Raw genomic sequence first — 25,675 nt, 5'->3', positions numbered from 1 at the left:
TGATTTTTCGGTGCGCAATATTCAGGATGCAGTCGTTGTGCGCGGCCTGTGTATCCTCTGGTGTGCCCTTGCGGCCCGGCAGGATGATGGCCGTGCGTGGTCATTGCCGCAGCCAGTTCCGCGCCAGTTGCTCAGCAGCTCCGCCGGGTTCCGCACCGGTTCGCATATCCGGGCCGCCTTGCTTGCGGGCCGGGCAGACTGCGCGTGCAGCGCGGGGAAGCCTTTGCGGGCCAGCTTCGGCCTGCCCTGCGGGTGGGCCTGCCCGGCAAGCCGGTCATGACCATGCGGCGCAACCGTGTGCCAGCCAGTCTGCATCCCGTTCCGTCCTTCCTCCCGTGCATCTCCATGACAGCATGATGATGACAACACGACGCGCGCCCTCGCCGGGTGTGTGCCGATGATGCGTTCCGCGCGCTGGTCTTCCGTGTCTCGTCCCTTTTCCGGGGGGGGGCGCGGCAGTATGGCCGAGCGGTCGTTGTCGGCGCGTTTACCGGTCCTGCATGGGCCGGGCGCCCGTGGCGCGTAGCAGCACAGGAGGCAACATGGCGAAGATAGAAATCCGCGACCTGACCAAGATATTCGGCCCGGGGCCGGAAAAGGCGCTGACCATGGTCCGCGCCGGCAAGCCCAAGGACGAGATATACAAGCGCACCAGGCACGCCGTGGGCGTCAACCGCGCCACCTTCGAGGTGGACGAGGGCGAGATAGTGGTGGTCATGGGCCTTTCCGGCAGCGGCAAATCCACCCTGGTGCGCTGTCTGAACCGGCTCATCGAACCCACCGACGGCACGGTGCGCATCGACGGCACCGACGTGACCACCCTTTCGGTGAAGGAACTGCGCGCCCTGCGCCAGCGCACCTTCGGCATGGTGTTTCAGAATTTTGCCCTTTTTCCGCACCGCACCGTGCTTGAAAACGCCGAATACGGGCTGGAGGTGATGGGGGCAACCAAGGCCACCCGGCGCGACAAGGCGGCCGAGGCCCTGGCCCGCGTGGGCCTGGCCGGGTGGGAAGCGGCCCGGCCCGGCCAGCTTTCCGGCGGCATGCAGCAGCGCGTGGGCCTGGCCCGCGCCCTTGCGCTGGACCCGGACATCCTGCTGATGGACGAGGCCTTCAGCGCGCTGGACCCCCTGATCCGGCGCGACATGCAGGACGAGTTGCTGCGCCTTCAGGACGACGTGCGCAAGACCATCGTGTTCATCAGCCATGACCTGGACGAGGCGCTGAAGATCGGAGACCGCATCGTGCTCATGCGCGACGGGGCCGTGGTGCAGGTGGGCACGCCGGAAGACATCCTGACCAGCCCGGCGGACGACTACGTGGCCCGCTTCGTGGCCGATGTGGACATTGCCCGCGTGCTCACGGCGGGCACGGTGATGAAGCGGTCCGAGGCGGTGGCGGTGCTGGGCGTGGACGGCCCGCGCACGGCCCTGCGCAAGATGCGCAACCACGCCATCGCCACCCTGTTCGTGCTTGACCGCAACCACAAGCTGGTGGGGCTGGTCACCGCCGACGACATCGCCGAGCACCTGGCGGGCGGCGAGCGCGACCTTGCGGCCATCATGCGCACCGACTTCAGCACGGTATCTACGGATACTCCCGCCTCCGAACTCATTCCCCTCATGGCCGGGCTGCCGCACCCGCTGGCCGTCACCGACGAGCGCGGGCGGCTGGCCGGGGTCATCGTGCGCGGGCTGCTGCTGGGTGCGCTGGCCGAACGGGGAGGGAACGCCTGATGGAGGTGACGAACATGACGGGCCTGACGAACATGCTGAACATGACGGGCGCCTTTCCGCGCATTCCCCTCGGGCAGTGGCTGGAAGCGGCCATCGACTTTCTGGTTACCCACCTGGCCCCGGCCACGCGGGCCTTTTCCGCCGTGACCGAAAGCGGCCTGAACCTGCTGGAGGCGGGGCTGGACGCGCTGCCCCCGCCGCTGGTCATCGCCTTCGTGGGGCTGGTGGCGTGGCGGGTTACCCGCAAAAAGGGGCTTGGCGCATTTGCCGTGGCCGGGCTGGCCCTGGTCTGGAACATGGGCCTGTGGCAGGCCACCATGAGCACCCTTGCGCTGGTGCTGGTGGCCACCCTGCTGGCGGTGCTGGTGGGCATTCCGCTGGGCATTGCCGCCGCCATGAGCGACCGGGCCCGCGCCGTGGTCATGCCCGTGCTGGACGTGATGCAGACCATGCCCGCCTTCGTCTACCTGATTCCCGCCATCCCCTTCTTTGGCCTTGGCAAGGTGGCCGCCGTGTTCGCCACGGTGATCTTTGCCATGCCGCCCGCCATCCGCTTCACGTGTCTCGGCATCCGGCAGGTGCCCGCAGAGCTGGTGGAATGCGCCGAGGCCTTCGGCACAGGGCGCTTCCAGCGGCTGGTGAAGCTGGAACTGCCCCTGGCCGCGCCCACCATGCTGGCGGGCGTGAACCAGACGGTCATGCTGGCCCTGTCCATGGTGGTCATTGCCGCCATGATCGGCGCGCGGGGCCTTGGCGGCGAAGTGTGGAAGGCCATCCAGCGGCTGGAAATGGGCAACGGCTTCGAAGCGGGCATAGGCATCGTCATCGTGGCCATCTGCCTTGACCGCATATTGCAACATGTGGGGAAGCGGGTGGGGAGCTAGACCCCGCCCGGCCCCGCATCACATCGCCGCAGTGCGCGGCATAACCTCCAACAGAGGAGCACCACATGAAGAAGATACTGCTGATGACCATGGCGGTCCTGCTGCTGGCAACGCAGGCCGTTGCGGCCCCTGCGCCCATGGCAACGGACGGCAAGCCCGTACGCCTTGCCTACGTGGAATGGGATTGCGCCACGGCCAGTACCCATCTGGCCAAGGCGGTGATCGAGGACAAGCTGGGCCGCAAGGTGGAGGTGCTGCCCGTCAGCGCCGCTGCCATGTGGATGGCCGTGGCCACGGGCGACGTGGACGGCATGGTCACCGCATGGCTGCCCGTGACCCACGGCGACTACCTGAAGAAGGTGGACGGCAAGGTGAAGGATCTTGGCCCGCTGGTGGGCGGGGCGCGCCTTGGCTGGGCCGTGCCCGATTACGTGCCGCTGAAGTCCATCGAGGAACTGAAGGCCAATGCGGACAAGTTCAAGGGCAAGGTCATCGGCATCGACCCCGGTTCCGGCCTGATGAAGCTTTCCGAAAAGGCCATGCAGGAATACGGCCTGAACAAGCTGACCCTGGTGGAGGGCAGCGGGGCCACCATGACCGCCGCGCTGGATGACGCCATCCGCCGCAAGGAATGGATCGTGGTCACCGCTTGGTCGCCGCACTGGATGTTCGGCCGCTGGAAGCTGCACTATCTGGAAGATCCCAAGAAGGTGTTGGGCGAAGAGGAGCGCATTCATACAGTGGTGCGCAACGGCCTGGACAAGGACATGCCCGAGATCTACGCCTTTCTCGACCGCTTCCGCTATGCCGACGCCAACCAGCTGGAAACGCTGATGGCCTGGAATCAGGAAAAGGGCGCCGACCTCATGGGCAACGCCCGGCGGTTCATGAAGGAACACCCCGAACTGGTCAAGGAGTGGCGGGGCCAGTAGGGGGAAGGGAGAGAGGGTACAAATGGAAGCGCGGCGGATAACCGTCGCGCTTTTTCGATTGCCGCACCGGCGGAATGCGCAGGCGAGCCAGCCCGCTCCGCCCGTACCATGGCGGGTTGTTTTTTCGGGGGCCTTGACGTAGCTGTACGTTGCTTTCATTGCCTGGCATTGCACGCCATCCCCTGCGCCGCCGTGCGCGTGGGTGTGCCGGGCAGGTGGCGCGCCTTTTGGCGGATGCCGTCGTACAGGCGCCCATGGTCATCCGAAACGGAGCAGGACTGATACCGTGAAACCGACAGAGCGCGATCTTGCCATGCTGCGGGGGGCCGAATTCCGCAGCAGCTACAGGTTTTCCCTGAGCTGTTCCGACCAGACGGCCACCCGGTTCGACTACATACTGCAGCGGGTGGCGGGAAAAAGTGTCCTGCACGTGGGGTGCGCCGACCACGCGGAACTGCTGGAAAAAAAGATGCGCGATGGCACGTGGCTGCACGGCTGCATCACCGGCGTGGCCGCGCGCTGCCTTGGCGTGGACGTGAACGAACACGCTGTTGCGGAACTGAACACCCGCTACGGGTGCGACAACGTGGCCGTACTGGACATGTTCTCGCAGGACGAACGGCTGGCCGGATGGTGGGACTACATCGTGCTTGGCGAGGTGCTGGAGCACATGGACGACCCGGTGGGGTTCTTGCGCAGGCTGCGCGAAACCTACGCGGGACGCGCCGGGGCAGTGATCATCACGGTACCCAACGCCTTTTTCTACAAGAATTTCAAGTTGGCGTTGCGTGGGCAAGAGGTGATCAACACCGATCACCGCTACTGGTTCACGCCCTATACGCTGGCCAAGGTTCTGACCGTGGCCGGTTTCGAGGTGCGGGATGTCCGTTCCACGCAGGATTCCAGCCTGAAGTTCATGCCCAACTTCACCTGGGCGCTGCTGCGCCATGTGCCCCTGCTGCGCAGCAACGTGGTGGCCACGGCGGCATTCGAAACCGGCAGATAGCCCGTCCGGACAGGGGCGGATCAGCCGCCCCCCATCCGTCGTTCCATGCGTGAATGGATGATGGACGCCCGCACCTGCACCCCGCGCGAGGTGCCCGTGGGTGACCAGCGCAGGGGATTGGGCAGCACCGCCGCAAGGCGGGCCGCTTCCCACGAGGTAAGCGCGGCGGCGGACTTGCCGAAGTGGTGACGCGCGGCGGCCTCGGCCCCGAACACGCCATCGCCCCATTCCACCACGTTCAGGTACAGTTCCAGGATGCGCTTCTTGGACAGTTCGCGCTCCAGCCGCCAGGCCATGATGGCCTCCTTGGCCTTGCGTGACAGGCTTTTTTCCGGCGTGAACCACAGGTTTTTCGCAAGCTGCTGGGTGATGGTGCTGCCCCCGGCGGCAATGCGCCCTTCCTCGATGTTGCGCAGGAAGGCCTCTTCCATGCCGTCCAGGTCGAACCCCTCGTGCTGCCAGAACTTGTCGTCCTCGGCGATGGTCACGGCCAGCACCAGATTGCGCGAGATGTTGCCAAGTCCCACCCATATCTGGCGGTAGCTGGGGCCTCGCCCCTGCCGTGCCCACTGCTCCTGCCGGTATTCCATGAACGAGGTGGCGGCGGGATTCTGCTTGGCCAGCGTGGCGACGGGCGGCCACACCGCGTAGCGGGCGATGTCGCCCCCCATCAGCAGGGCCACCAGCAGTACCAGCCGTACGGCCAGCGGCCAGCCGGAGCGTGGCGCGCGCGGGCGCGTGGGGCCTTGCGGCATTTTTCGCGCCGGAATGGGCGACATGGCGGGCGGCTGCATGCTCAGGTAGGGGGAGGCGCTTCGGTCGGTGCCTTCCGGAGATGCGGCGGTAGCCCCGTGTTGCCCGGTTTCCGGATTGCCGCCTGCATGGTGCTGCCTGCCGTCGGCAGCTTGCGACCTGCCCGGCGCGCCGGATTTGCCGTCCGGGGGAGCCGGGCCAACTGTTCCGGCTGTTCCGGCTGTTCCGGTCTTGTCCGGCGAACCCGCCGCCTTGCCGCCCTTGCGCCCCAGCATGGCGCCCACCACGTGGGCGATGATCGCCCACAGGCCACGCGCCATGCGCCACACCGACACTGCCAGCCAGCGCAACGCGCCGTATATGCCGCGTGCTGTAGCAGTCGTGCCCCGCACCGTACCCAATGCCACCCCGCGCAGCGCGCGGCCCACCAGCCAGCCCACGCCGTGCAGCGCGCGACCGGTCAGGCCGCCTGCGGTTTGCGGGGCGGGCAATTGAATGTCCGGCAGATCGGCTGCGGACGTGGAAGGGGCATGGCCCCTGCGTGAGGGGTGGTGGCTGGACATGCAGGGATGCTATCCGTGCCGCACCGGGCGCGCAAGGGACCTGTGCAGCCATTTTGTCCCTCGCGTTGCGGGACGGCCGGTACCACGATGAAGGGCGGATGCCTTGCGGCATCCGCCCTGTGTGCGTTCATCGGATCCGGTCATTGGGGGCATGCTTCGCCTGGCGCATGCGGGGAGAAGGTTTTTCCGCGCCAGCCTCGTTTCCTCCAGCCCTACAGCCCCGCCGCCACCACCATGTCGGTGATGGGGCCGCGGCTCTTGCGCCCCCGCAGCACCAGATGCGCGTAGCCGGGGTTGCCGCGCAGCAGGCGCACCAGCCAGTTCAGGCCGTTGTTTTCCGGGCTGTTGAAGGGGGCGTCCACCTGCTGGGTGTCGCCCATGCAGATCACCTTCACGTTGCGGCCCATGCGGGTGAGCAGGGTGCGCAGATCCTCGCGCGAGAGGTTCTGGGTTTCGTCCAGGATCACCACGCAGTCTTCCAGGTTGCGGCCCCGCGTGTAGTTGATGGGCAGCACCTGGATCACCTTGGGGTTCAGGCGGCTGAGGCTGGTGCCGTTGGGCGTGGCCGCCAGCGCGTTGGGGGCGCGGCGGTGCTCGTTGTGCAGCTTCAGCATCAGGTCCACGATGTATTCCATGTACGGGTCGGTCTTTTCGGTCAGGTCGCCGGGCAGGTAGCCCAGCTTGGGGCCGATTTCCACCAGCGGCTTCGAGATGAAGATGCGCTTGTGGCGCTTTTCCTTCAGCACCATTTCCAGCGCGCAGCCCAGCGCCAGGAAGGTCTTGCCCTTGCCCGCCGTGGATTGCAGGCTGACAAGCGGAATGTCCGGGTCCAGCATCAGGCGCATGGCCAGCGCCTGGTACACGTCGCGCGGTATGATGTTCCACGGGGTGGGGGCGAACTTGACCTCCTGCGTGGCCAGCGCGCGGTCGTGGAACACGGGGTATGCCCCTTCCCAGGTGAAGCTGTTGGGCACCACGTCGGCGGGCGGCATGAAGCCGGTGTAGCGTTCCGATTCCGAGCGGAAGGGGATGGAGCAGCGGTATTCCTCGCTGCGCAGGCCGGAACTGGTGTCGGCCATGATGCGCAGCAGCCGGTCGTTGGAAACCAGCACCACGGGTTCCTCGCGCGGCACGGTGGCCAGCAGCGAGCGGGCGTCGGCGATGATGTACTGGTCGGGAGATGATTTGACCTCCGGCGCGGACGAGGGCAGGGCCAGGGCCTGGTAGTCGCCGGTGACCACCCGCAGGTGCCCCCGCAGCACGGCGGCCTCCACGGCGGACACGGCGCGGGACACCAGATGGGCCTTGGCGGGCTGGCGCTTCAGCTTGTCCAGCTCTTGCAGCACGGTCTGCGGCAGGTAGCAGGCGTTTTCGTTGTCGCTGCGCAGCTGCTCGATGCAGCCGGGGTCTTCCAGCAGGACGTTGGTGTCGATGACGTAATGCTTGCGGATTTCGCCGGTGGGGGTGCGTGTGGCGCTCTTGCGGCGGCCTGCCGGGGCGGACATTGCAGATGGGGACGGGGCAGGCGTGCGGGCGGTCCTGACGCTTGTCTTGCCTGGGGGGCGGGGCGCCGTGCGGGCGGCGTTCCTGATGTCTGCGTGGTGCGACTGGCGGTGTTCCTCGAAATCCTCCAGTGACGTGAGCTTGATCTTGCCGTTGCGTTCCGGCAGGGGCGGGGCCTCTTCCAGCATCGCAGAAGGCGCGGGGGCGGATGTGGCGCCGGTGACGGGGGCTGCCCGTTCCTTGCGGCGCTTGCCGTTGCCTGCGTCCACCTTCTTCTTCGCCATGGGTGCTCCTGGGGTTGGGGCCACGAGGCGGATTGGGCGGGGCGACGTGCGCTCCGTAGTCCGAGGACTCTAGAAATTCTTTAGCGCGCTTTTCGGGAATACGGAAGCACCCCCGGAAGAGCGTTGGGTGAGGATATGGTGACGGCGGTGTGACGCGCGTTGCGGCCCGGTGGCGGCGCGGCGTGCTGGCGCGGATGGCGGGATATGCGCGGGCGGCCCGGAAGGAGAAAAAGAACGGGGCGCGGCAGGATGGCGACAATGGCGCAGAACCGGGAGCGCGGGGCCTGAACGTGGCGGAAACGCAAGTCGGCCCGGCGCTGGGCCGGGCCGGGCCGTCGGGAGTGTGGCAAACCTGGGCGATCTGATGCTGCGGTGATCCGGTGACCCGGTGAACTGGTGAACTGGTGAACTGGTGGGCAGGGGGCAGGGCAGGCATGGGGCGGCCTGCCCCCGGCGGCATCAGTCGAAACTGCGGTAGAACACCGCGCCGTCGCCAAAGGCGGGCTCCACCGTGGCGGCGGGAAAGCGCGGGAACAGCCGCTCCGCCGCCGCGTGGGCCTCTGCGGGCCTGGCGAAAAAGCGCGGCGGCATCAGGTAGAAGCGCAGCCCCCGGTCGGGCTTCCACACCGGGGCCAGCACCACGTCGCGCTTGCCGCCGCCCCTGGCGCGCAGGGCGCGGTAGGCTTCTTCCATCGTGGCGTGGCTTTCCAGCAGCAGGGCGTACTGGCCGCGTCGTTCCATGCCCGGCTCCATGGCCAGGGCGGGCAGGGCCAGAATGGTATCGGAAGGCAGACGGTTGGGGTTGGTGATGGCCGGGTTGGCCTGCATCACCGCGTCCAGCACGGCGGCGGACCGGCCATACACGGTGTCCAGCAGGCCGAGCAGGGTTTCACCGCGCGGCAGCACCACCAGCCCCAGCCGGGCAGGGGGCGCGGTCTGGCTGGTGGGCTGGGCGGCGGACGCCGGGTATCCCGCCGCCGGGGCAGGCGCCACGGGCGTTGCCGCCAGCGGGCGGGACGCGGTGCCCGCCCGGCCCTGCGAGCTGGCCGGATTGACGGGATTGGCCGAGTTGGCAAGACCGGGTGCGCTGGACGAGCCGGGTGCATCGGCTTGCCCCGCCGACGTGCCGGAGTCCGATGCGGTTCTCTGGTCGGACAACCCCAGCAAGGCCAGCAGTGGTCGGAACATGCCCCCCGTGTCGTCCTGCGTGGCGACATCCGTGCGGACTTCGGCGGTGGCGGTGGCGGGGGCGGGGGCGGCATCCTGTCCGTTTCCGGATGCCCACGGCAGGCGCAGTTCGCCGCCGGAGGGTACGCGCCCGGTCAGCACGCCGACACCCAGCAGCACTCCGGCCAGCAGCACGGCGGTCAGCGCGGCATACCCCACCACGCGGAGCGGACTGGACCCAGCCCGCCCCGCGCTGGTCGCAGGCCCGGTATCCAGCCTGCCGCCCAGCCCCGCGTCGCGGTGGGCAAAGGCCAGCACCTCGCGCCAGGTCACCCGGCGGCGGTTGTTGATGAGCAGGTTCATGACCAGTTGATGGCACAGGCGCATGATCTTGCGGGGGTAGCCGCCGGTGGCGTGATGCACGGCCAGCAGCGCGGGCAGGGTGAACAGCCGCTCTCCGGCGGGGCCGCCCGCAAGGCGTAGCCGGTGGCGCACCATGCGGATGGTTTCGCGCCGCGAAAGGGGGCGCAGGGGCAGGTATTCGTTGATGCGGTCGCGGAAGTTGGGCAGCGCGGCGATGGTGTCTTCCAGTTCGCGCTGGCCGAACAGGATGATCTGGAGCAGCTTTTCGGTGTTGGTCTCGAAGTTCAGCAGTTCGCGCAACACTTCCAGGCATTCTGGCAGCAGCTTCTGGCCTTCGTCGATGCACAGCACCACGATGCGCCCCCCTTCCCGCTGCCCGTGTTGCCCTTGCGGATCGGGAAGGCCGGGCTGCTCCTGCGTCAGGCGCAGCAGCGCGGCCTGGATGCGCTCCACGGCCTCGCGCCGCAGTTCGCTGCCGGGGGCCGTGCGTGGGGTTTCGGCCAGAGCGTGCGCGGCCCCCGGCGCGCGCCCTTGCGCGGGCGCGCTGCTGACCGTGATGTTGGCCGCCATGGGGACGAGTTCGGCGTCGTCCCTGAAGGCGCCTGCCTCCCAGTTGGCGACCATCCCTCCGCCGACTCCCGCGCCGGGTGCGCCCCCCGCGCCTGTTCCGCCATCAGGCCCGGCCAGCAGTTCGCACAGGTGCAGGGCAAAGGCCTCTGCACTGGCAAAGCCGGGGTCCAGGATCAGGTGCGCGGTCACTTCCGGCTGTTCGGCAAAGGCGCGCAGCAGGCAGCGGCACAGGGTGCTCTTGCCGGTGCCCACCTCGCCCAGCACCACGTTCAGCCCGCGCCGCAACCGCACGGCGATTTCCAGCCGGTGCAGGCACAGCTCGTGGCCGGGCGCGCGATAGTACGAGAGCGGGTCTGGCGAGGTGGAAAACGGCTCGCGCGAAAGCCCCAGCAATTCAAGGTAGTTCATGGCTTGTCTCCGGCACCCGTGATTCCCGCTAATCAGAAGTCGTCATCCGCGAAGCCCGCCGCGCTATCCGCGCGCGCCACCGAGGTGGCGCCTGCCCCGGCCAGATACGGCTTGAAGCGCGGCTTGTCGGCCACGTGCACGGCGGCGTCGCGCGGGTTGATCAGCCCCGCGCCCAGCAGCCGCAGAATGTCATCGTCCAGGGTCTGCATGCCCGCGTTCTTGCCGGTTTGCAGCACGCTGGCCAGCTGGTAGGTCTTGCTTTCGCGGATCAGGTTGCGCACGGCGGGCACGCCCAGCATGATTTCCAGCGCGGCCACCCGCCCCGGCCTGTCCGCGCGCGGAAAGAGCACCTGCGAGATGACGGCCTGCAGGGTTTCCGAAAGGCTGGTGCGGATCTGGGCCTGCATCTCGGACGGAAACACCTCGACGATGCGGTCGATGGTCTTGGGCGCGGATATGGTGTGCACCGTGGACAGCACCAGATGCCCGGTTTCCGCCGCCTCCAGCGCCAGGCTGATGGTTTCGAGGTCGCGCATTTCGCCCACCAGAATGATGTCCGGGTCTTCGCGCAGGGCACCGCGCAGGGCGGCGGCAAAGCTTTTGGTGTGGCGTCCCACCTCGCGCTGGTTGATCAGGCACCCGCGCGGCTCGTGCACGAATTCCACCGGGTCTTCGATGGTGATGATGTGGTCGCGGCGGTGGGCGTTGGCATGGTCGATCATGGCCGCCAGCGTGGTGGACTTGCCGCTGCCGGTGGGGCCGGTCAGCAGCACGAGGCCCTTGGGCAGCATGGCCAGGTCGCGCAGCAGCGGGGGCAGGCCCAGCGCCTCCACCGAGGGGATGTTGCCTGGAATCTCGCGAAAGGCCGCGCCCACGCCGCGCTCGTGACGGTAGAAGTTGGCGCGGTAGCGGGCCATGCCGGGCACGGCGTAGCCGAAGTCCAGGTCGCCGCTGGCGGCGAATTCGTCGCGCCGGGCGGGCGGAATGATCTCGTCCAGCATGGCGGCAAGGGTGGCGTCGTCCAGCGCGGGGTGATCCAGCCGTTGCAGCGTGCCGTGCACGCGCACCATGGGCGTGCAGCCGCTGGAAAGGTGCAGGTCCGAGCCGCCAAGCCCGTGCAGGATGTGGAAGAACTGGTCGATGCGTGCCATGCGTGGTTCCTTGCGCCGCGCGGGCGGCGGTGGGGGATGTGTGCGCCGGTTCGAGGCAGATCGGGGTAAACCGGGGCAGATCGGGGCAGATCGGGGTAAATCGGGGCCGGTTCCCTGCCGGTTCGAGGCCCGGTTCACGTATGGTCGAATCCGGCTGCATCTTCGTTGGCCGGATCGGGGCGGATGCCCGCTCCTGCCTTCCGGATGCCTTTTTCCGCCTGCCCGATGCCGCCTCAAAGGCTGGCCCGATCCTATGCGGATGGGCGGAATAATCAAGTATCGTATACTAATGGCGTGTCGCGGCCCCTTCTGCTAGAAGTCGCTTGCGCAACGCAATGAAGGAGCCGAGACACCATGCCGTACACCGACCCCGCCGTCTTTCCGTGGCTTGCGCTGGTGCTGGGCCTTGTGCTTGGCAGTTTCTACAACGTGTGCATCCACCGGGCCATCGAGGGCCAGTCGCTGCTATGGCCGCCGTCGCACTGCCCGCACTGCGCCGCGCGGCTGCGCCCGTGGCATCTTGTGCCCATCCTCAGCTATCTTGCGCTGCGCGGACGCTGCCATGCCTGCGGCCAGCGCATCAGCCCCCGTTATCCCACTGTCGAGGCCGTGTCCGGCTTGCTGGCCCTGCTGCTGGCCTTTCGCTTTGGCGCCACGTGGCCCTTCGCCGTGTACATGGTGTTCGGCGGGGCGCTGCTGGTGGCCTCGTTCATTGATTTCGAAACGTTCATCCTGCCCGATGTCATCACCCTGACCGGCGCCGTGGCCGCCCCGGTGGCCGCCGTGCTGCTGCTGGGCATGCCCCTGGCCGACAGCCTGATCGGCGCGGTGGCGGGCGGCGGCGCGTTCTGGCTGGTGCTTGCGGGCTTCAAGCGGGTGCGCGGCATTGACGGCATGGGCCTTGGCGACGTGAAGCTGATGGTGCTCATCGGCGGACTGTGCGGCTGGCAGGCCCTGCCCGTGGTCACGCTGTTGGCGGGCCTTTCGGCCCTGCTGGCCGCCGCGTGGTTCCTGCGCCGCCGCGAAGAGGGCCAGTCCGCCCGCGAGGTGGCCATTCCCTTCGGTCCGTTCCTCAGCCTGGGGGCCATGATCTACATGCTGTACGGCCCGGCGCTGGTGCGCTGGTGGTTCGGATTTGTCACCGGAAAGCCGGTCTGAACCGTCCTGATTCGGAAACAGCCCCGGCCAGCAGCCATCCTTTTTCCAACGGGCGAAAAGACAAGTTGGAATAGCCGCTAGGGGCTGTTTCTAAATTAGGCATTTCGTTCGTTGGCAAGGAAAACAAGCCCGCCATGAGGGAGTATACTCTTCTCGTATTCGACCGAAATGGCGGGTGAAGTTTGACGATGCCAACGGGCGAAAGGACAATTTAGAGACAGCCCCTACCGCGAAAGCCGGGCATAGGTATCCATCACCTTGGTCACGTACTGCTGCGTTTCCGGTATGGGCGGAATGCCGCCGTGCTTCGCCACCCGTTCCGGCCCGGCGTTGTAGGCGGCCAGCGCCAGCGGCAACTCGCCGAAGCGGTCCATGAGCGATTTCAGGTAGCGCACGCCGCCCTCCACGTTGGCGTCGGCGTCGAACGGCGCGGAAACCCCCAGGTCGCGCTGGGTGCCGGGCATGATCTGCATCAGCCCCTGCGCCCCGGCGGGCGAAACCGCCGTGGGGTCGTAGTTCGATTCCACGGCAATCACCGCTTCCACCAGGCGCGGGTCCACGCCGTGGCGCGCGCCGTGCTTGGCGGCCAGCCCCTTGATGCCCACCGGCCCCACGGCCTTCACCAGTTCCTGCACCCGAAACCGCCCGAACACACGGTAGCGTGTGTCGCCCTTTGGCTTGTCGGTCAGGTGCACCACGCCGTCCTCGTCCACGTAGCGGTAGATGGTGACGACTTCTCCAGCGGATGCCGCGGCGGCGGGGCGGACAAGGCCGCCGATACCCCCGGCAGGTACGGCAAGGGCCAGCGTCAGAGCCGCCGCCAGCAGGGCCATGCGGCTCCGCCCGCGCCATCTAATGGGCGTGGCTGATGCTGCCCCGGTGGTGTATGGTGCCGCATGGGGGCCGGATGCCGGAGCGGGCGTCGAATGTGGCCTGAATGTCATGTGATGCATGGGAGGTGTCGATGTTCTCACTGCGTAAGCCGGGTGCGCCGCTGGCGGCATTGCTGGTGGCCGGGTTGCTGGTTGCGCCGGGCGTGGCCCTTGGCGGCAAGGTCTACATCTGGACCGACGAAAAGGGCGTGAAGCATATTACCGACAAGCCCCCGGCGCAGGCCCCCGCCGACATGAAAAGTCTTTCCGCCACGCCCAGCGAGGGGAGGCCCGGTGCCCCCGACGCTGCTGGCGGTTCCGGCGTCGCCCTGCCCGGCATGGAAGGTGCGCACGTGGTGGATGGCGTGCTCGTGGGGGCGGACGGCCAGCCCATACCGGGGCCGGACGGCCAACCACTGCGTTTCGGCCCCGACGGTCAGCCCCTGCAACCCGGCGTGCCCGGCATCGGTTCTGATGGTCAGATGCTGCCCGCCGTGCAGTCCGGGCCGGACCCCAAGGCGGAAGAGCGCGAGGCCCTGCAACGCCGCCTGGAGGAACTCCAGAAGGAAAAAGAGGCCTACGACCTCGACAACCGGCGCGCCCGCGCCAAGGGCGACGGCTACGCCAAGCAGCGTTCGCGCTACCACCAGAACGAGGTGGAAGGCCGCATCAACGAGGTGGAAAGCCGCCTCAAACTGCTGGACGCGGGCAGTGAATCCTCCGGCGGCGAGGGCGCCCAGTAGCCGGGGCAGTCATCCGTATCGCCGGTTTTCGTCGCTGTTCCGCCTTTTCTCGCGCCGGGTACCATCGCCGTCTTCCGGCTGCCCGCCCTGCCCACATCGCCACGCTTGCGCGCCCCCTGAACCATCGGGGGGCGCGCCTGTTTTCCTGCGTTGGCTGCGTTACGCACGTCACGCAACACGATATGTGCGTCGCCCGCGCGCCGTCCCCCGCCCGGTGCTTCCCCCGTCGCTCACATCACCCCATGCCCGTTGCGCCTTTACTGCTGGATGGGCGGCAGAAAACCCTTGCCGCTGCGCAGGTCCAGTTGCAGGCCGAAGTCGTCGAAGTAGATGGTGTCACCACTTGCGCCGGACGTGGCAAAAGCTATCCCTTCGGCAATCGAGTCCGGCAGGTTGTTGGGGTCATAGGCCGGAGATAGCAGGTTGGGGCTCGTTATGATGGTTCGCCTGTCGGTGCTGTCCCCAAGACGTTCGCTCAGACTGCCTGCGCCAACAGTGTTGACCCCATCCCATTCGACAATGGTGAAGTAGTCCGTGCTGCTCGTCCATTGCTCGTAGTCGTCGGGAATCCAGTTGACGGTGGCGCCCGATGATGAAAGCCGCGCATTTGAACGTCGTATATTGTCATAAGGAATGCTGTTGCCGGATATGGATGCTCCACTGTCGGCGTAGTATACGCGGATGTAGTTGGTTTTGCTGCCCATGACGGCGCTGCTTCCGGGCAAGGTGGTCACGGTGGCGTGAGCCACGTTGTCTACGCTCAGGGGCTGGCTGGCCGTGAAGTCTCCTTGGCTTGTATCGATGTTTGCAACCACAAGTATGCCTGCGGCGGAACCGTCGGACCATGAACCGCTGGTGACGATAGGCTGACCAATGACGCGGGCCTTGGCGCCCGTACTGCATGTCACTGTATCACCATAATTGATGCGCTTCGTGTTTCCGGCACCGTCTGCGCCGCCGCCGTTGCGGAATCCGAGCGGTTGCCCTTCCACAAGGCGTGTCAGCAGGGTCGGCCATTTGTTCAGCGAGTATGTGTGCCTTCTGCTGGCGTATTTGTAGGTGACAATATTCGATGCACTGCTCGGCAGGGTTTTGTAGGCCAGCCAACGGAAAACACCGTTGCGTCGTTCCCACAGCAGGATGGCGGGGACTGAATACCGTTCCCATGTATAATTTTCGCTTTGGTCGAAAAGCGGTCCCGGAGAGTCGCTATTTATGTAGTTGGGGACAAGTTGCTGAGGGGTGTCGCCTGTCAGTGCAATTTCGATGACGAAAGGAATTAAGCTGACAAGGGTGTACTCCATCTTGAAGCGGACCAGAGAAATTCCGAATGTGTCAAGATCGTTGCCGTTGTTACGGCCTCTGAAAGTCATGCCTGCGAAGAACTCGGGCTCGCTGGCCTGGTTCGAAGCATAGGTTTTGAATTGCAGATCGTAGCTCAAGAAACCTTGTGAATCCAGCCAGCCACGGTACAGGTTGGTGCTTGTCTGGCCCCAGTTGAAAAAAATCGTACTCCACTGGTTGCGGCCCGTCAGCCACGAGACGATGGCCCCCACGATATTGGTGGCCGCCGTTTCCATTTGCGTCACATCAAGCGCCTTGTTGGTGCCATCCACTTCGACAGCCTGATGCCTGCCAAGGTGGCCGTGCTCTGCGTCACCTTGTGCTGAGAACCACTTGCTCAGGTCTTCGAAGGTGTCTTGAAAGCGTTCCTTGTTGAAACTGCCGCCTCCCAGAACCCATCCGATGGGTACGTTGTAGATGACCTCACGCGGTAGGCCACCGGGAGGCGTACCCGTTGAGTGCAGGCGCAGGTACGCTTCCAGCGTGATGTTGGCGTTGGCGGAGAGCGAACTGTTGCTGGGCCAGTTGGCTGTTTCGTCCACAAGTCGAATGTCTTCGAGTTGTACGGTATTATCTTGCGTGGTCTTGCGGCGGTATACATACGCCACGGAACCGGTATGCACTGAGCCGTCGCGAATAGTGAACATGCCATTCACGTCGGGAAAGGCAGCGGCATGCGTCGTAGTAAGGCTCAGGTTGCCACGTTCAGATATCGAGGTGGCGGTGGCTGGGTGGGCGCTCAGGAATACATCGGCCCCGGTTGCGATGGCCGGATTAGGTGTGGCGCTCAGAGTGAAAACTACGTTGCTGCCAGAAACCGCAATGTTGCTGTAAGTGTAAAAATTGGCCGCAGTCCCTACGCGAATACGCCCTGTTGTGTTGGCGGGCAAAGGTGGCGGGGTGCCATAGGCCTTGGTGGTCAGTGTATTTCCGGAACTGCTGACGACTTCATACCAATAGGGTTCCACCCCCAGAGTGAACGAACCCGCGTTGTTCAGCAGGGTGTAGGTGGACCCGTCCATGGTTTCCAGTAAGTCCTTGCGGGCCTGCTCGTCGCCCGCCGCAAGAAACATGCTGCCCGCAGCGCCAAAGCCCGATTCCGCAAGGTAGTAGGCTTGGTCGCCCTGCACGGCTGAAATTTCGCCCATCATGGATCCGGTCATCATGGGCACCATGGTGGCCGCCAGTACCGAAAAGGCCAGGATGGTCACGATGGTGCTAAGGAGCACCGCCCCACGCTGACCAGCGTTACGGGCAACATCCATGCTAGCGCCGATGGTCGCCTGCGCGGCGGCGCGTCCTCTGCGCAGGGCACGGCCCGCCACCGCCACCAGCAGGGCGGAAAGCACCACACAGGCCACCAGCCACCCTGGCGCATGTACGGCCAGCCCCGCCAGCGCGGCAACCGGCGTCAGGGCGGCCAGGGTGGCGGCACGCAAAGGCTCGTGCGCGGCAACCACGCGGGCCATGTCCGGCCCCACGGCGTAATAAGCTCGCACCAGTGCCCGCCCACCGGACCATGGCAGCAGCAGCCTGTCGCGGAACTGGCGCAGTTGCACTACCACGGGGTGGTCGCCATTGCCAGCCGCCGCCGTTGCAACGAAGCACACGTCGTACCGGGCCAGCGATGGCGGCGCGGAGTTGGGGCTGGCCCCGCCCCGGTTTTCGTTGTTGCGGGGCACGATACGGTTGACGAACTGGCGCGTGGTGCCGCCCGGCGCGGTTAGGGTGAAATCGACATCGATGGCGGACAGCAATCGGGCATCGGTGTTGGCGGCCCACGAGGTGGAGGAGGCGTCCTCTTGCCAGTAGGTCAGGCTGAAGGCGGTCACGTTGTCGATGAGCGTGTCACCGTTGGCCGCGCCACCACGGCCATCCGCAATGCGTATCGCCCGGGCGTTGGACACGTACTGGATGGACCGGTCGAACTGCGCTGCGCCTCTTGCGCCCACGTTGCGCAGCACCAGCAGCGTGGAGGAACTGTTGGCCGGTATGTCCACCAGTTCAACAATCTCGCGGGTCAGGCGGTCCATGGCCAGTTGCGCTTCCTGCGCCAGGTCACTGGCCTCGCGCGCTGTCACGAAGCTGCGCGCCCCGGTGGCAATGCCCACCCCGGCCACGGCGGCCAGCATCCCCACAAGCATCAATACCACAATGATTTCAATGAGGGTAAAGCCCTTGGCGTTCATGGCATGTCCCCCCTAGCGCGAGAACAGGGTGGTGGCGGTCGAGTCGCCTACCGCTATGGTCACGCGCAGCATGTCGCCGTTGCTGTCGGACTGTTCCGTGAAGTTGGGGGCACTGCCCGCAAAGCGGATGCGCCGGTTCACGACCACGGTGTACGAGCCGGTGGTGTAGCGATTGTTGGTCTGTGTGCTGCCCGCCGTACCGATGCGCCCCGTGATGGTGGCGATGGGGTCGCTTTCCGTGGAGTACAGCGCCCGGTAGTCTGCGGTCATGGATTCGATGATGTCGGTCAGTTGTGCCTGCGTTACCGCTAGACCGTAACTTTCCGTGCTGCCGCGCAGGGCCGTGCCGGATACGGACAGCATCATGAGCCCCATGAGGGCCGCCAGCACAACCGTGATGATGATTTCGATAAGCGTGAATCCTGCGCGCAGGTCGGCGCGTGCTGGGTGCCTTGCATCCGTGCGGTGGGTGTGCGGATTCATTGCAGGTACCCCGTGTTGCGCACCACCACGATGCTTGCGGTCTGGCCAAGATAGCTCAGAGAGATGGTAATACTCGAACTCGGCAGGGTGCCCGTTGCGTTGGGGCAGGGCCTGCCCCACTGGTCGAAGCTGAAGGTGGTGGCCCCGGTGGTGAAGGTGGCCCCGTCTTCCAGGGTGATGATGCCGGTGGCCGGCTGACCGGGCAGGATCACGCGAGTGCCGGTATTGCCGTTGCGGAAGATGGCATAGGTGGTGGTGGAGAGTATCTGCACACCGAACACCTGATCGCTGTTCATGGATCGGGTGCGGGCATAGCGCAGGTGGCTGCGCACGCTGGCCTCGATGCCGCCTAGTTCCATGGGGGTCTGGTTGAAGAAACGCTCTGTGGCCACGGCGGTGATGACGGCCATGATTACCAGCACGGCCACCACTTCGATGATGGTGAAGCCGCGCTGCCCGGTTTTGTAGTGTGCAGGAAGCAGAGCAGGGGAAAAGAGGGCAGCCAGTTGTGCCGCGTGTCGGCCATCGGCAGCGCGGTAGGTGCCGTGGTCGCCTTGGGGGGGCGTGGCTGGGTGCTGTGTGGTGTGCGTCGTCATTGTGCGTGCCCGGCGGGTTGGAGCCCGCCCGTAAGGCGTGGAAAATTTGTGGTCATCCGTGCCGCTGCGGCGTGCCCCCGTGCCCGCCGTGCCCCCCGGAATATAACCGCCTGAACGATGCCGTCCATGTATTGGCACCCTGAAAGTGCGCGCGCTACCGGCTGGCAAACTCCCGCAGCACGTCTTCCAGCCTGCCCTCGTCGGTAAGGGTGTACACCGTCTCGCCGTGTTCGTCCGTCCGTGCCGTGCCGGAGGGGCCGAGATCAAGCCGCGTGGCATTCCCAAGGGGGACATCCGCCGGATGGGCATCCGACCGGGCCAGATGCCGGGCTGCTTCCGGGGTGTAGTGGGTAGTGCCAAGGCCGCGATCCACCAGCGGCGATTCGTGGTCCGGCAACGTTTCTTCCTCCGGGGCGGGGCGAAACACGTTGGACGGGGCGGAAAAACGCTGTGGCCTGTTCAGGTAGTCGTCGTAGTAGGCGTCCATGGTGAACATGCCGTCGCCGCGCCCCATTTCCATGATGCTGTGCAACTGGGCAAACTTGCCTTCGCGCACCAGCATGCGCACCGGGTGGGTGCCGATGAGCATGGACAGCACCGGCACGCGGAACCGCGCCACGGGGTGCATGCGCAACTGCTGCACCATGATGGCGTGCAGGGTGGACGACAACTGGTGCCGCACCAAGTCTTGCGCCTCCAGCGGAAAGGCGTTGCAAAGCCGGTACAGGGCTTCTTCCGGCGTGGCGGAATGCAGCGAGGCAATGACCAGATGGCCCGATTCGGCGGCGGAAAGGGCAAGGCGGATGGTTTCCGCCTCTCGCAGTTCGCCCACCAGAATCACGTCCGGGTCTTCGCGCAGCACGTCCAGCAGGCCGCGCTCGAAGCTGGGAAAATGCGCCCCCAGTTCCCGCTGTTCCACAAAGCCCTTTTTGGAGGCAAAGCGGTATTCGATGGGGTCTTCCAGGGTGATGATGTGCGCCGGGCGGTTGCGGTTTATCTCGTCCAGCATGGCGGCCATGGTGGTGGTCTTGCCGCTGCCCGTGGCCCCGCACACCAGTATCAGCCCGGCCCGCAGGCGGGTGAATTCTTCCAGGGATGGGTGCAGGTTCAGGTGGGCCAGGGTGGGGATGCGCCCGGCCAGCAGCCGTACGGCCAGGCTGAGGCCCCGCGTGGTGTTGAATATGTTCACCCGCACCCGGATGCCTGCCACGGAATGGGCGAAGTCCACGGACCAGCGGCGGCGCAAAATGTCTGCCCGGTGCGGGTTCAGCAGGCTGCGCGCCAGGTCGTCCACATCGGCAGGGGAAAGCACGGTGTCGCGCAGCATGCCGATGTCCCCGTCCTTGCGGTACACCACGGCATGACCGCCGGTAAGGTGCACGTCAGACCAGCCCATGGCTACGGCCTGGGAAATGATGCGGTGGAACGTTTCGTTCATGGCGGGCACCTGTGCGTAGAGGGAGGGGAGGGCGGCGGCGCGAGTGCGCCGCCGCCAGATATGCTATTGGCAGCTCGGGACACGCAGCGTGCGCGTTTGGCCAGGTGAAGGAACGTTGGCTGCGTCGTTGATAAGGGTTATTGTTGCTGTTGCAGCCGAGGTGAAGGTTGTAGGCACACCCGTTACAGTCCAGCCACCGATGAGAGTGCCAGAGTCAAAGATTTGTGCGTTGTTCGTCCCCATCGCGGTGAGGGCAGCAGTGCATGCGCCGTTGGCATTGAGAAGCGAATCTGCGAAGAGCTGATTAACCCGAGCCTGAACTTCTGCAGCAGCGGCGTCTGTTGCACGGTTAGCCGCATTCGCAGTCAACTCAAAGTATTTGGGCACAGCTACAGCGGCGAGAATGCCGAGGATGACCAGCACAGCGATGATTTCGATGAGGGTGAAGCCCGCTTCCTTCTGCCGATCCTTCTTGTTCTGGGTCATGGGATGTTCCTCCTGATGCATGGTGTTACGTTGTACTGCGGTGCTCAAATCCATCCGGGTTCCGGACCTTCCGTCCCCCTCCCTATCTGGTGCCGCTGCGGGCACGCGCTGCCCCCCCCCGGGTATACGCGCCCTGTATCGGCATGCCTGGGCTTTGTTGATGTTATCCACGCTTGCCTGCCATCTGGGTCAGGTCCCACATGGGCATGAAGATGGCGAGGGCGAAAAAACCCACCACCGCCGCCAGCACCACGATAAGCACCGGCCCGATGGCTTCGGCCATACCTGCCACGGCGTATTCCACTTCCTCGTCATAGTGGGCGGCCACGTCTTTCAGCATGGAATCGAGGCTGCCCGATTCCTCACCAATGGCTACCATGTTGATGACCAAGGGTGTGAAGAATTTTGCGGATTTCAACGGGTCTGCAATGCCCCGGCCTTCCTTCAGCTTGTCCTGTATCTTGCGGAATTCCCGCGCTATGGCTTCGTTGCCAATGGTGTTGGTCAGCACGTCCAAAGCGTCCAGTACGGAAACGCCGCTTGACTGCATGATGGAAAAGATGGAGGCGAACCGTGCCATGACTGACTTCTGGAGTACTGGCCCGGTAATGGGCATACGCAGCAGCAGATTGTCCCGCCAGAATTTGCCGATGGGGGTGCGACTCCACCATTTGTAAACTACGATCAGTGCAGTCAGCACGACCAGTAGCAAGGGCCAATAATCAGTGATGGCATGGTGCATGCCGATGGCAATCTTTGTTGGTAAGGGTAACTCAATTCGAGCTTTGGCAAAAATAGTGACGAATTTGGGAATGACCATGTTCAACAGCACGAAGAAGGCGATGGTCAGCGCCCCCAGCACCATCTTGGGGTAGCGCATGGCGGACTTGATGTCGGAACGTATCTTGTGCTCGTGCTCCAGCAGGTACACAAGCCGTTCCATCACGTCGCCCAGAGCGCCGCTGGCCTCCCCGGCGCGCATCATGGAGCAGTACAACTCACTGAACACGCGGGGGTGCGCCTTGAAGGCGTCGTACAGGGTACTGCCGCCCATGATGGCCTGGGTCATGTCCGCAGCAACGCGTTTGAGTTTTGGACTCTCGGTCTGGTTCTGCAACACCTGCAACAGCTGGGTAATGGGTATGCCCGCCTGGAACAGGGTGCGGAACTGCTTGGTGAACAGGATGAGTTCCTTGGGCTTCACCGGGTTCAGGATGTCGCCCAGCGCGCCGAACTCGAAACTGGCCCCCTGCGCCTTGACCTTCATGGGCACGTAGCCGCGCGACAGCAGCAGGGCACGGGCCGTGTCCGGAGATTCGGCGTCGATGGTGCCTTGCATGTTCACGCCGTGTTCGTTCAGCGCGGTGTAGACGTAGGTGGGCATGTACGTGCCTGTTAAGTGCGTTGTCGGTTAGCTGTGAATGTGCCCCGTGGCCGTAAATTCTCTTCTAGCTTCTTCGGATGCCTTTCTCCAAAGCAGGATTTTTGTTCGTTGGCGAGGAAACCGAGTCCACCGTGAGGGAGTATACTTTTGTGGTATTCGACCGAAGCGGCGGACGAAGGTTGACGAAGCCAACGGGCAAAAGGACGCTTTGGAGTGCTACAGCATGACCGATGTGGCCGCCTCCTCAACAGTAGTGGTGCCGCGCAGAATCTTCATGGCCGCGTCCTGCTTCAGGTTGCGCATCAGGTTCGTCTCTATGGCCGCATCCGCGATGGCCTGCGTGGAACTGCGCCGTATCACCAGATCCTGAATCATCTGCGTCATGGGCAGTATCTCGAATACCCCGGTGCGCCCCCGGTAGCCGGTGTGCGCGCAGTGGTGGCAGCCACGCCCCCTCAGGTAGGTGGCCCCCGGCGTGTCCGGCGCAAGGCCGAAGGCGGCCAGCGCGGCGGGCAGCGGCTCGTACGGTTCCGCGCAGTTGGTGCACACCCGGCGCACCAGCCGCTGCGCGAACGAAACCAGCAGCACGGAAGAAACAAGAAACGGCTCTATGCCCATGTCGATGAGCCGTGTCACCGCGCCCGCTGCATCGTTGGTGTGCAGGGTGGACAGCACAAGGTGGCCGGTAAGGGCGGCCTGCACGGCAATGGCGGCGGTTTCCGCGTCGCGTATTTCACCCACCATCACCACGTCCGGGTCCTGCCGCAGGATGGAGCGCAGGCCGCTGGCAAAGGTCATGCCCGCCTTGCGGTTGAGCTGTACCTGTCGGATGCCCCGGATGCGGTATTCCACCGGATCTTCCAGGGTGATGATGTTGATGTCCGGCCTGTTGATGCTTTTGAGGATGGCGTACAGGCTGGTGGACTTGCCGCTGCCCGTGGGGCCGGTGGACAGGATCATGCCGTAGGGCTTGTGGATGGCCCCTTCGATGGTCACGTGGTCGCTCTGCTGCATGCCCAGCATGTCCAGCGTGTAGTCGCGCCCGCTCATGTCCAGCAGGCGCAGCACCATGTTTTCGCCGTAGATGGTGGGTATGCTGGAAACACGCACGTTTATCTCGCGGTTGTCCAGGTGCATGGTAAAGCGGCCATCCTGCGGCACGCGGGTGACGGCAATGTCCATGTTGCCCAATATCTTGATGCGCGAAACAACGGCAGGTGCCACGCTGCGCGGCGGGGCCGGGGCCTCGCGCAGCTTGCCGTCTATGCGAAAACGCACCTGCACGCTGTCCTTTTCCGGGCTGATGTGCACGTCGCTGGCGCCTTCGCGCACGGCCTGCGCCAGAATGGAGTTGACCAGCCGCACGACGGGTGCAAGGTCGGCCTGGTTGGCCAGTTCGTCCACGGCCACATCGCGCTCGGCGGCGTCGGTGGCGCTGGTGGCGGCGGTTTGCAGGTCGCCCAGGCTTTCGATGACGCCGTCAAGGTTGGTGAACATGCCGTAGATGGCACTGAACAGCTGGTTGTACTCCTGTTCCGTGCAGATCAGCGGTTCCACCTCGCTGTTGGTGGCAAATTCCAGCGTGTCCAGCGCGTCGATGTCCAGCGGGTCTACCATGGCCACCACCAGCACATGGCCGTACTGTTGCAGGGGCGCCGCGCTGCACTTCTGGGCAACGTCCAGCGGCAGGCGTTCCGCCATGTTCAGGCTGAGCGGGTGCTGCTGCGGGGTGTACCGTTCTATCTTCAGCTGGCGGCTTATCACTTCCACCACGTCGGCTTCGCGGCACAGGTTGGTCTTGGTCAGGTACTGGCCAAGACGCAGCCCGCTTTTCTTGTGTTCGCGCAGGGCGGCCTTCAGCTGCTCGTCGGTAAGCAGCCCGGCCTGCACCAGCAGTTCGCCCAATCGTACACGCTGACGCACGGTGGTCCTACCTTGCTTCGGGGTGATGGTGTTGCGTCATGGGTTGCGGCCCGTGCGGCTACTGGCGGGGCAGCAGCTGCTGATCGACCGTGGGGGCCTGGCCCAACTGGCCGGGCTGCACCGTGATCTGCTGCGTGGCGCCCTGCTCCGCCATTTCGCGGTAGGGCAGCACCGCCGGAGTGATGAAGATCAGCACTTCTTCAAGCTTGCTGGCCTTGGAATCGCTGCCGAACAGCCAGCCCAGCCCTTCCACGTCGTGCAGGCCGGGCACGCCGCTGCGGCCCGTGCTCTTGCGGTCCTTGGTCAGGCCGGAAATGACAATGGTTTCGCCGTCCTGCACGATAAGGGTGGTTTCCGTCTGCTTCTTGATGATGAAGGGGTTGCCTTCCACCGTGCGGGTAAGGTCCACTTCGTCCTTCTTTACCAGCACCTTCAGCTTCAGGTTCTTGTCGTCGATGACATGGGGAGTGATTTCAAGGCGCAGCACGGCGTCTTCAAATTTCACTTCGCGGTCGCCCTGGGCGTTGGTGGAGACGTAGGGCACCTTTTCGCCGTTTTCGGTGTAGGCCATCTGGTTATCCAGCGTGGAGATGGACGGCGATGAAAGGATGTTGATCTTGCTGTTTTCCTGCAAGGCGGAAAGCTGCATTTCCAGCATGTTGCCGCCAATGGTGCCGAACATGAGGCCCAGCGAGCCCGCGCCCGACTTGCCCGTGGTGTCGATGGGGAAGTTGATGCCGTTGCCTTGCCCGCTGATGCCGGGAGACCCGAAGATGGGCGTGTAGCTGCCGTTGTACGGGCTGGTGCCCGCCGTGCCGCCGGTGCCGCCGGGGGTGACCCACAGGTCGTTGCTGCCCGCCATGTTGCCTACCCGATTCACGCCGCCCCACTGGATGCCCAGTTCACGCGCGGTTTCCTTGGTGGCTTCCACGATGTGCGCCTTGAGCTGGATTTGCGCGCGGGGCTTGTCGAGGTTGGAAACCAGGGTCATCAGCTTGTGCTGGTCGTCTTCCACGGCCTGGATGATCAGCGAGTTGGTGAAGGTGTCTACCACCACCGAACCCACGGGCTTGTTCTGTTCGTCCTTGGAAAGAAAGCCTTCCAGGTTCTTCTTCAGTTCCGCAGCTTCGGCGTAGCGCACGTCGAGCACGGTGGTGATCAGCGGGCCCACCTTGCGGCCCTTCAGCTTCTGGGCCATGCGCTGGTTTTCCAGCGTGGTGCGTTCAAGCTCCACCTTCTTGTCGGCCATGGTCATGACCTTGATCAGTTCGCCCTGCCACGCGTAGTCCAGCCCGTTGCTGTCCAGCATGCCCTTGAACACGTCGGACCACGGCACCCGGTTGACGTTGACGTTGACCGAGCCCTTCACGCCGGGGCTGAGGATGATGTTCTTGCCCGCGGCGGCGGCCAGGCTGCGCAGGGCCACGCCCACGTCCACGTTGTGCAGCTTCAGCGTTACCGGCACGCTGGGCAGGGGCCGGGCCTGCTCCACCTGTTCTTCCGCCACCTTGTCCTGCTTCAGCACGGCGCGGGGCTTGATGTCGCGTGTTTCGCGCGAGGGGGAGTAGCCCGTGGAGTTGGTGGCCATGGTCTTCCATTTGTCGAAGAACGGGTCGGCTTCTTCCTTGCGTTTGGCGCAGCCCAGGGTGCCAAGGATGAATGCCGCCGCAAGCAGGACGACGAGGGCCAAGGGAACGTGTCTTCTCATGGAGCGCATCAGAATTCTCCCGTACTGCTCG

Annotated in this window: 19 protein-coding genes; 6 read left to right on the top strand and 13 right to left on the bottom strand. The window is 65.1% G+C overall.

The genetic code is table 11. From position 1 onward, the window contains the following. Window positions 1–542 precede the first annotated feature (542 nt). From K6142_RS15985 to K6142_RS15970, 4 genes are all read left to right on the top strand, one after another. Window positions 543–1,736, top strand: coding sequence for a glycine betaine/L-proline ABC transporter ATP-binding protein (locus K6142_RS15985; RefSeq protein WP_190245073.1), 1,194 nt, complete (start codon window positions 543–545; stop codon window positions 1,734–1,736). 41 nt (window positions 1,737–1,777) lie between these two features. Next, window positions 1,778–2,620, top strand: a complete 843-nt coding sequence (locus K6142_RS15980) for an ABC transporter permease (protein ID WP_190245076.1) — start codon at window positions 1,778–1,780, stop codon at window positions 2,618–2,620. A gap of 65 nt (window positions 2,621–2,685) precedes the next feature. Next, entirely contained in the window at window positions 2,686–3,552 is an 867-nt protein-coding gene (locus tag K6142_RS15975; protein ID WP_190245072.1) for a glycine betaine ABC transporter substrate-binding protein, read from the top strand. Between the two features lie 286 nt (window positions 3,553–3,838). After that, complete coding sequence (locus tag K6142_RS15970) at window positions 3,839–4,558, top strand: class I SAM-dependent methyltransferase (protein WP_190245071.1); 720 nt, start codon at window positions 3,839–3,841, stop codon at window positions 4,556–4,558. 20 nt (window positions 4,559–4,578) lie between these two features. Here K6142_RS15970 and mtgA read toward each other — a convergent pair whose 3' ends face one another. The 4 genes from mtgA to K6142_RS15950 form a co-directional block, all read right to left on the bottom strand. Then, complete coding sequence (gene mtgA, locus K6142_RS15965) at window positions 4,579–5,874, bottom strand: monofunctional biosynthetic peptidoglycan transglycosylase (protein WP_190245070.1); 1,296 nt, start codon at window positions 5,872–5,874, stop codon at window positions 4,579–4,581. Window positions 5,875–6,086: 212 nt separating this feature from the next. Next, window positions 6,087–7,661 (bottom strand): PhoH family protein, encoded by a 1,575-nt coding sequence (locus tag K6142_RS15960; protein ID WP_223380943.1) that lies wholly within the window; start codon window positions 7,659–7,661, stop codon window positions 6,087–6,089. A 459-nt stretch (window positions 7,662–8,120) separates the two neighbouring features. Next, window positions 8,121–10,169: an AAA family ATPase gene (locus tag K6142_RS15955; protein ID WP_190245068.1), complete on the bottom strand. Its 2,049-nt coding sequence runs from the start codon at window positions 10,167–10,169 to the stop codon at window positions 8,121–8,123. Window positions 10,170–10,201: 32 nt separating this feature from the next. After that, window positions 10,202–11,320, bottom strand: coding sequence for a type IV pilus twitching motility protein PilT (locus K6142_RS15950; protein WP_190245067.1), 1,119 nt, complete (start codon window positions 11,318–11,320; stop codon window positions 10,202–10,204). Between the two features lie 354 nt (window positions 11,321–11,674). Here K6142_RS15950 and K6142_RS15945 point away from each other — a divergent pair, with 354 nt between their 5' ends. Continuing rightward, complete coding sequence (locus K6142_RS15945) at window positions 11,675–12,478, top strand: prepilin peptidase (RefSeq protein ID WP_190245066.1); 804 nt, start codon at window positions 11,675–11,677, stop codon at window positions 12,476–12,478. 224 nt (window positions 12,479–12,702) lie between these two features. Here the strand turns inward: K6142_RS15945 and K6142_RS15940 are convergent, their stop codons facing one another. Further along, complete coding sequence (locus K6142_RS15940) at window positions 12,703–13,311, bottom strand: lytic transglycosylase domain-containing protein (protein ID WP_190245065.1); 609 nt, start codon at window positions 13,309–13,311, stop codon at window positions 12,703–12,705. Window positions 13,312–13,442: 131 nt separating this feature from the next. Between K6142_RS15940 and K6142_RS15935 the strand changes: the two genes are divergently transcribed. Further along, window positions 13,443–14,093, top strand: a complete 651-nt coding sequence (locus K6142_RS15935) for a DUF4124 domain-containing protein (protein WP_190245064.1) — start codon at window positions 13,443–13,445, stop codon at window positions 14,091–14,093. A gap of 257 nt (window positions 14,094–14,350) precedes the next feature. Here the strand turns inward: K6142_RS15935 and K6142_RS15930 are convergent, their stop codons facing one another. From K6142_RS15930 to pilQ, 8 genes are all read right to left on the bottom strand, one after another. Continuing rightward, window positions 14,351–17,626, bottom strand: coding sequence for a type II secretion system protein J (locus tag K6142_RS15930; RefSeq protein WP_190245063.1), 3,276 nt, complete (start codon window positions 17,624–17,626; stop codon window positions 14,351–14,353). Window positions 17,627–17,638: 12 nt separating this feature from the next. Continuing rightward, a complete protein-coding gene (locus K6142_RS15925) occupies window positions 17,639–18,109 on the bottom strand; it encodes a prepilin-type N-terminal cleavage/methylation domain-containing protein (RefSeq protein WP_190245062.1) in 471 nt (156 codons plus the stop codon). Beyond that, window positions 18,106–18,705 (bottom strand): Tfp pilus assembly protein FimT/FimU, encoded by a 600-nt coding sequence (locus tag K6142_RS15920; protein ID WP_190245061.1) that lies wholly within the window; start codon window positions 18,703–18,705, stop codon window positions 18,106–18,108. Before K6142_RS15920 ends, K6142_RS15925 begins: the two co-directional genes overlap by 4 nt. Window positions 18,706–18,859: 154 nt before the next feature. Beyond that, window positions 18,860–20,143 (bottom strand): type IV pilus twitching motility protein PilT, encoded by a 1,284-nt coding sequence (locus K6142_RS15915; protein ID WP_190245060.1) that lies wholly within the window; start codon window positions 20,141–20,143, stop codon window positions 18,860–18,862. A 63-nt stretch (window positions 20,144–20,206) separates the two neighbouring features. Continuing rightward, the gene (locus K6142_RS15910) at window positions 20,207–20,629 is read right to left on the bottom strand and encodes a type IV pilin protein (RefSeq protein ID WP_190245059.1); all 423 of its coding nucleotides are present in this window, start codon (window positions 20,627–20,629) and stop codon (window positions 20,207–20,209) included. 163 nt (window positions 20,630–20,792) lie between these two features. Further along, window positions 20,793–22,013, bottom strand: a complete 1,221-nt coding sequence (locus K6142_RS15905) for a type II secretion system F family protein (RefSeq protein WP_190245058.1) — start codon at window positions 22,011–22,013, stop codon at window positions 20,793–20,795. Window positions 22,014–22,229: 216 nt separating this feature from the next. Continuing rightward, complete coding sequence (locus tag K6142_RS15900) at window positions 22,230–23,936, bottom strand: GspE/PulE family protein (RefSeq protein ID WP_190245057.1); 1,707 nt, start codon at window positions 23,934–23,936, stop codon at window positions 22,230–22,232. 58 nt (window positions 23,937–23,994) lie between these two features. Beyond that, on the bottom strand, window positions 23,995–25,653 hold the full coding sequence (pilQ, locus tag K6142_RS15895) for a type IV pilus secretin PilQ (RefSeq protein ID WP_190245056.1): 1,659 nt from the start codon (window positions 25,651–25,653) through the stop codon (window positions 23,995–23,997). Window positions 25,654–25,675: the final 22 nt, after the last annotated feature.

This window comes from Nitratidesulfovibrio sp. SRB-5 (assembly GCF_019931275.1).
Classification (GTDB): Bacteria; Desulfobacterota; Desulfovibrionia; order Desulfovibrionales; family Desulfovibrionaceae; genus Cupidesulfovibrio.
Note: the sequence above shows the minus strand (reverse complement) of the source record. Positions and strands in the feature narration are given on the sequence as shown.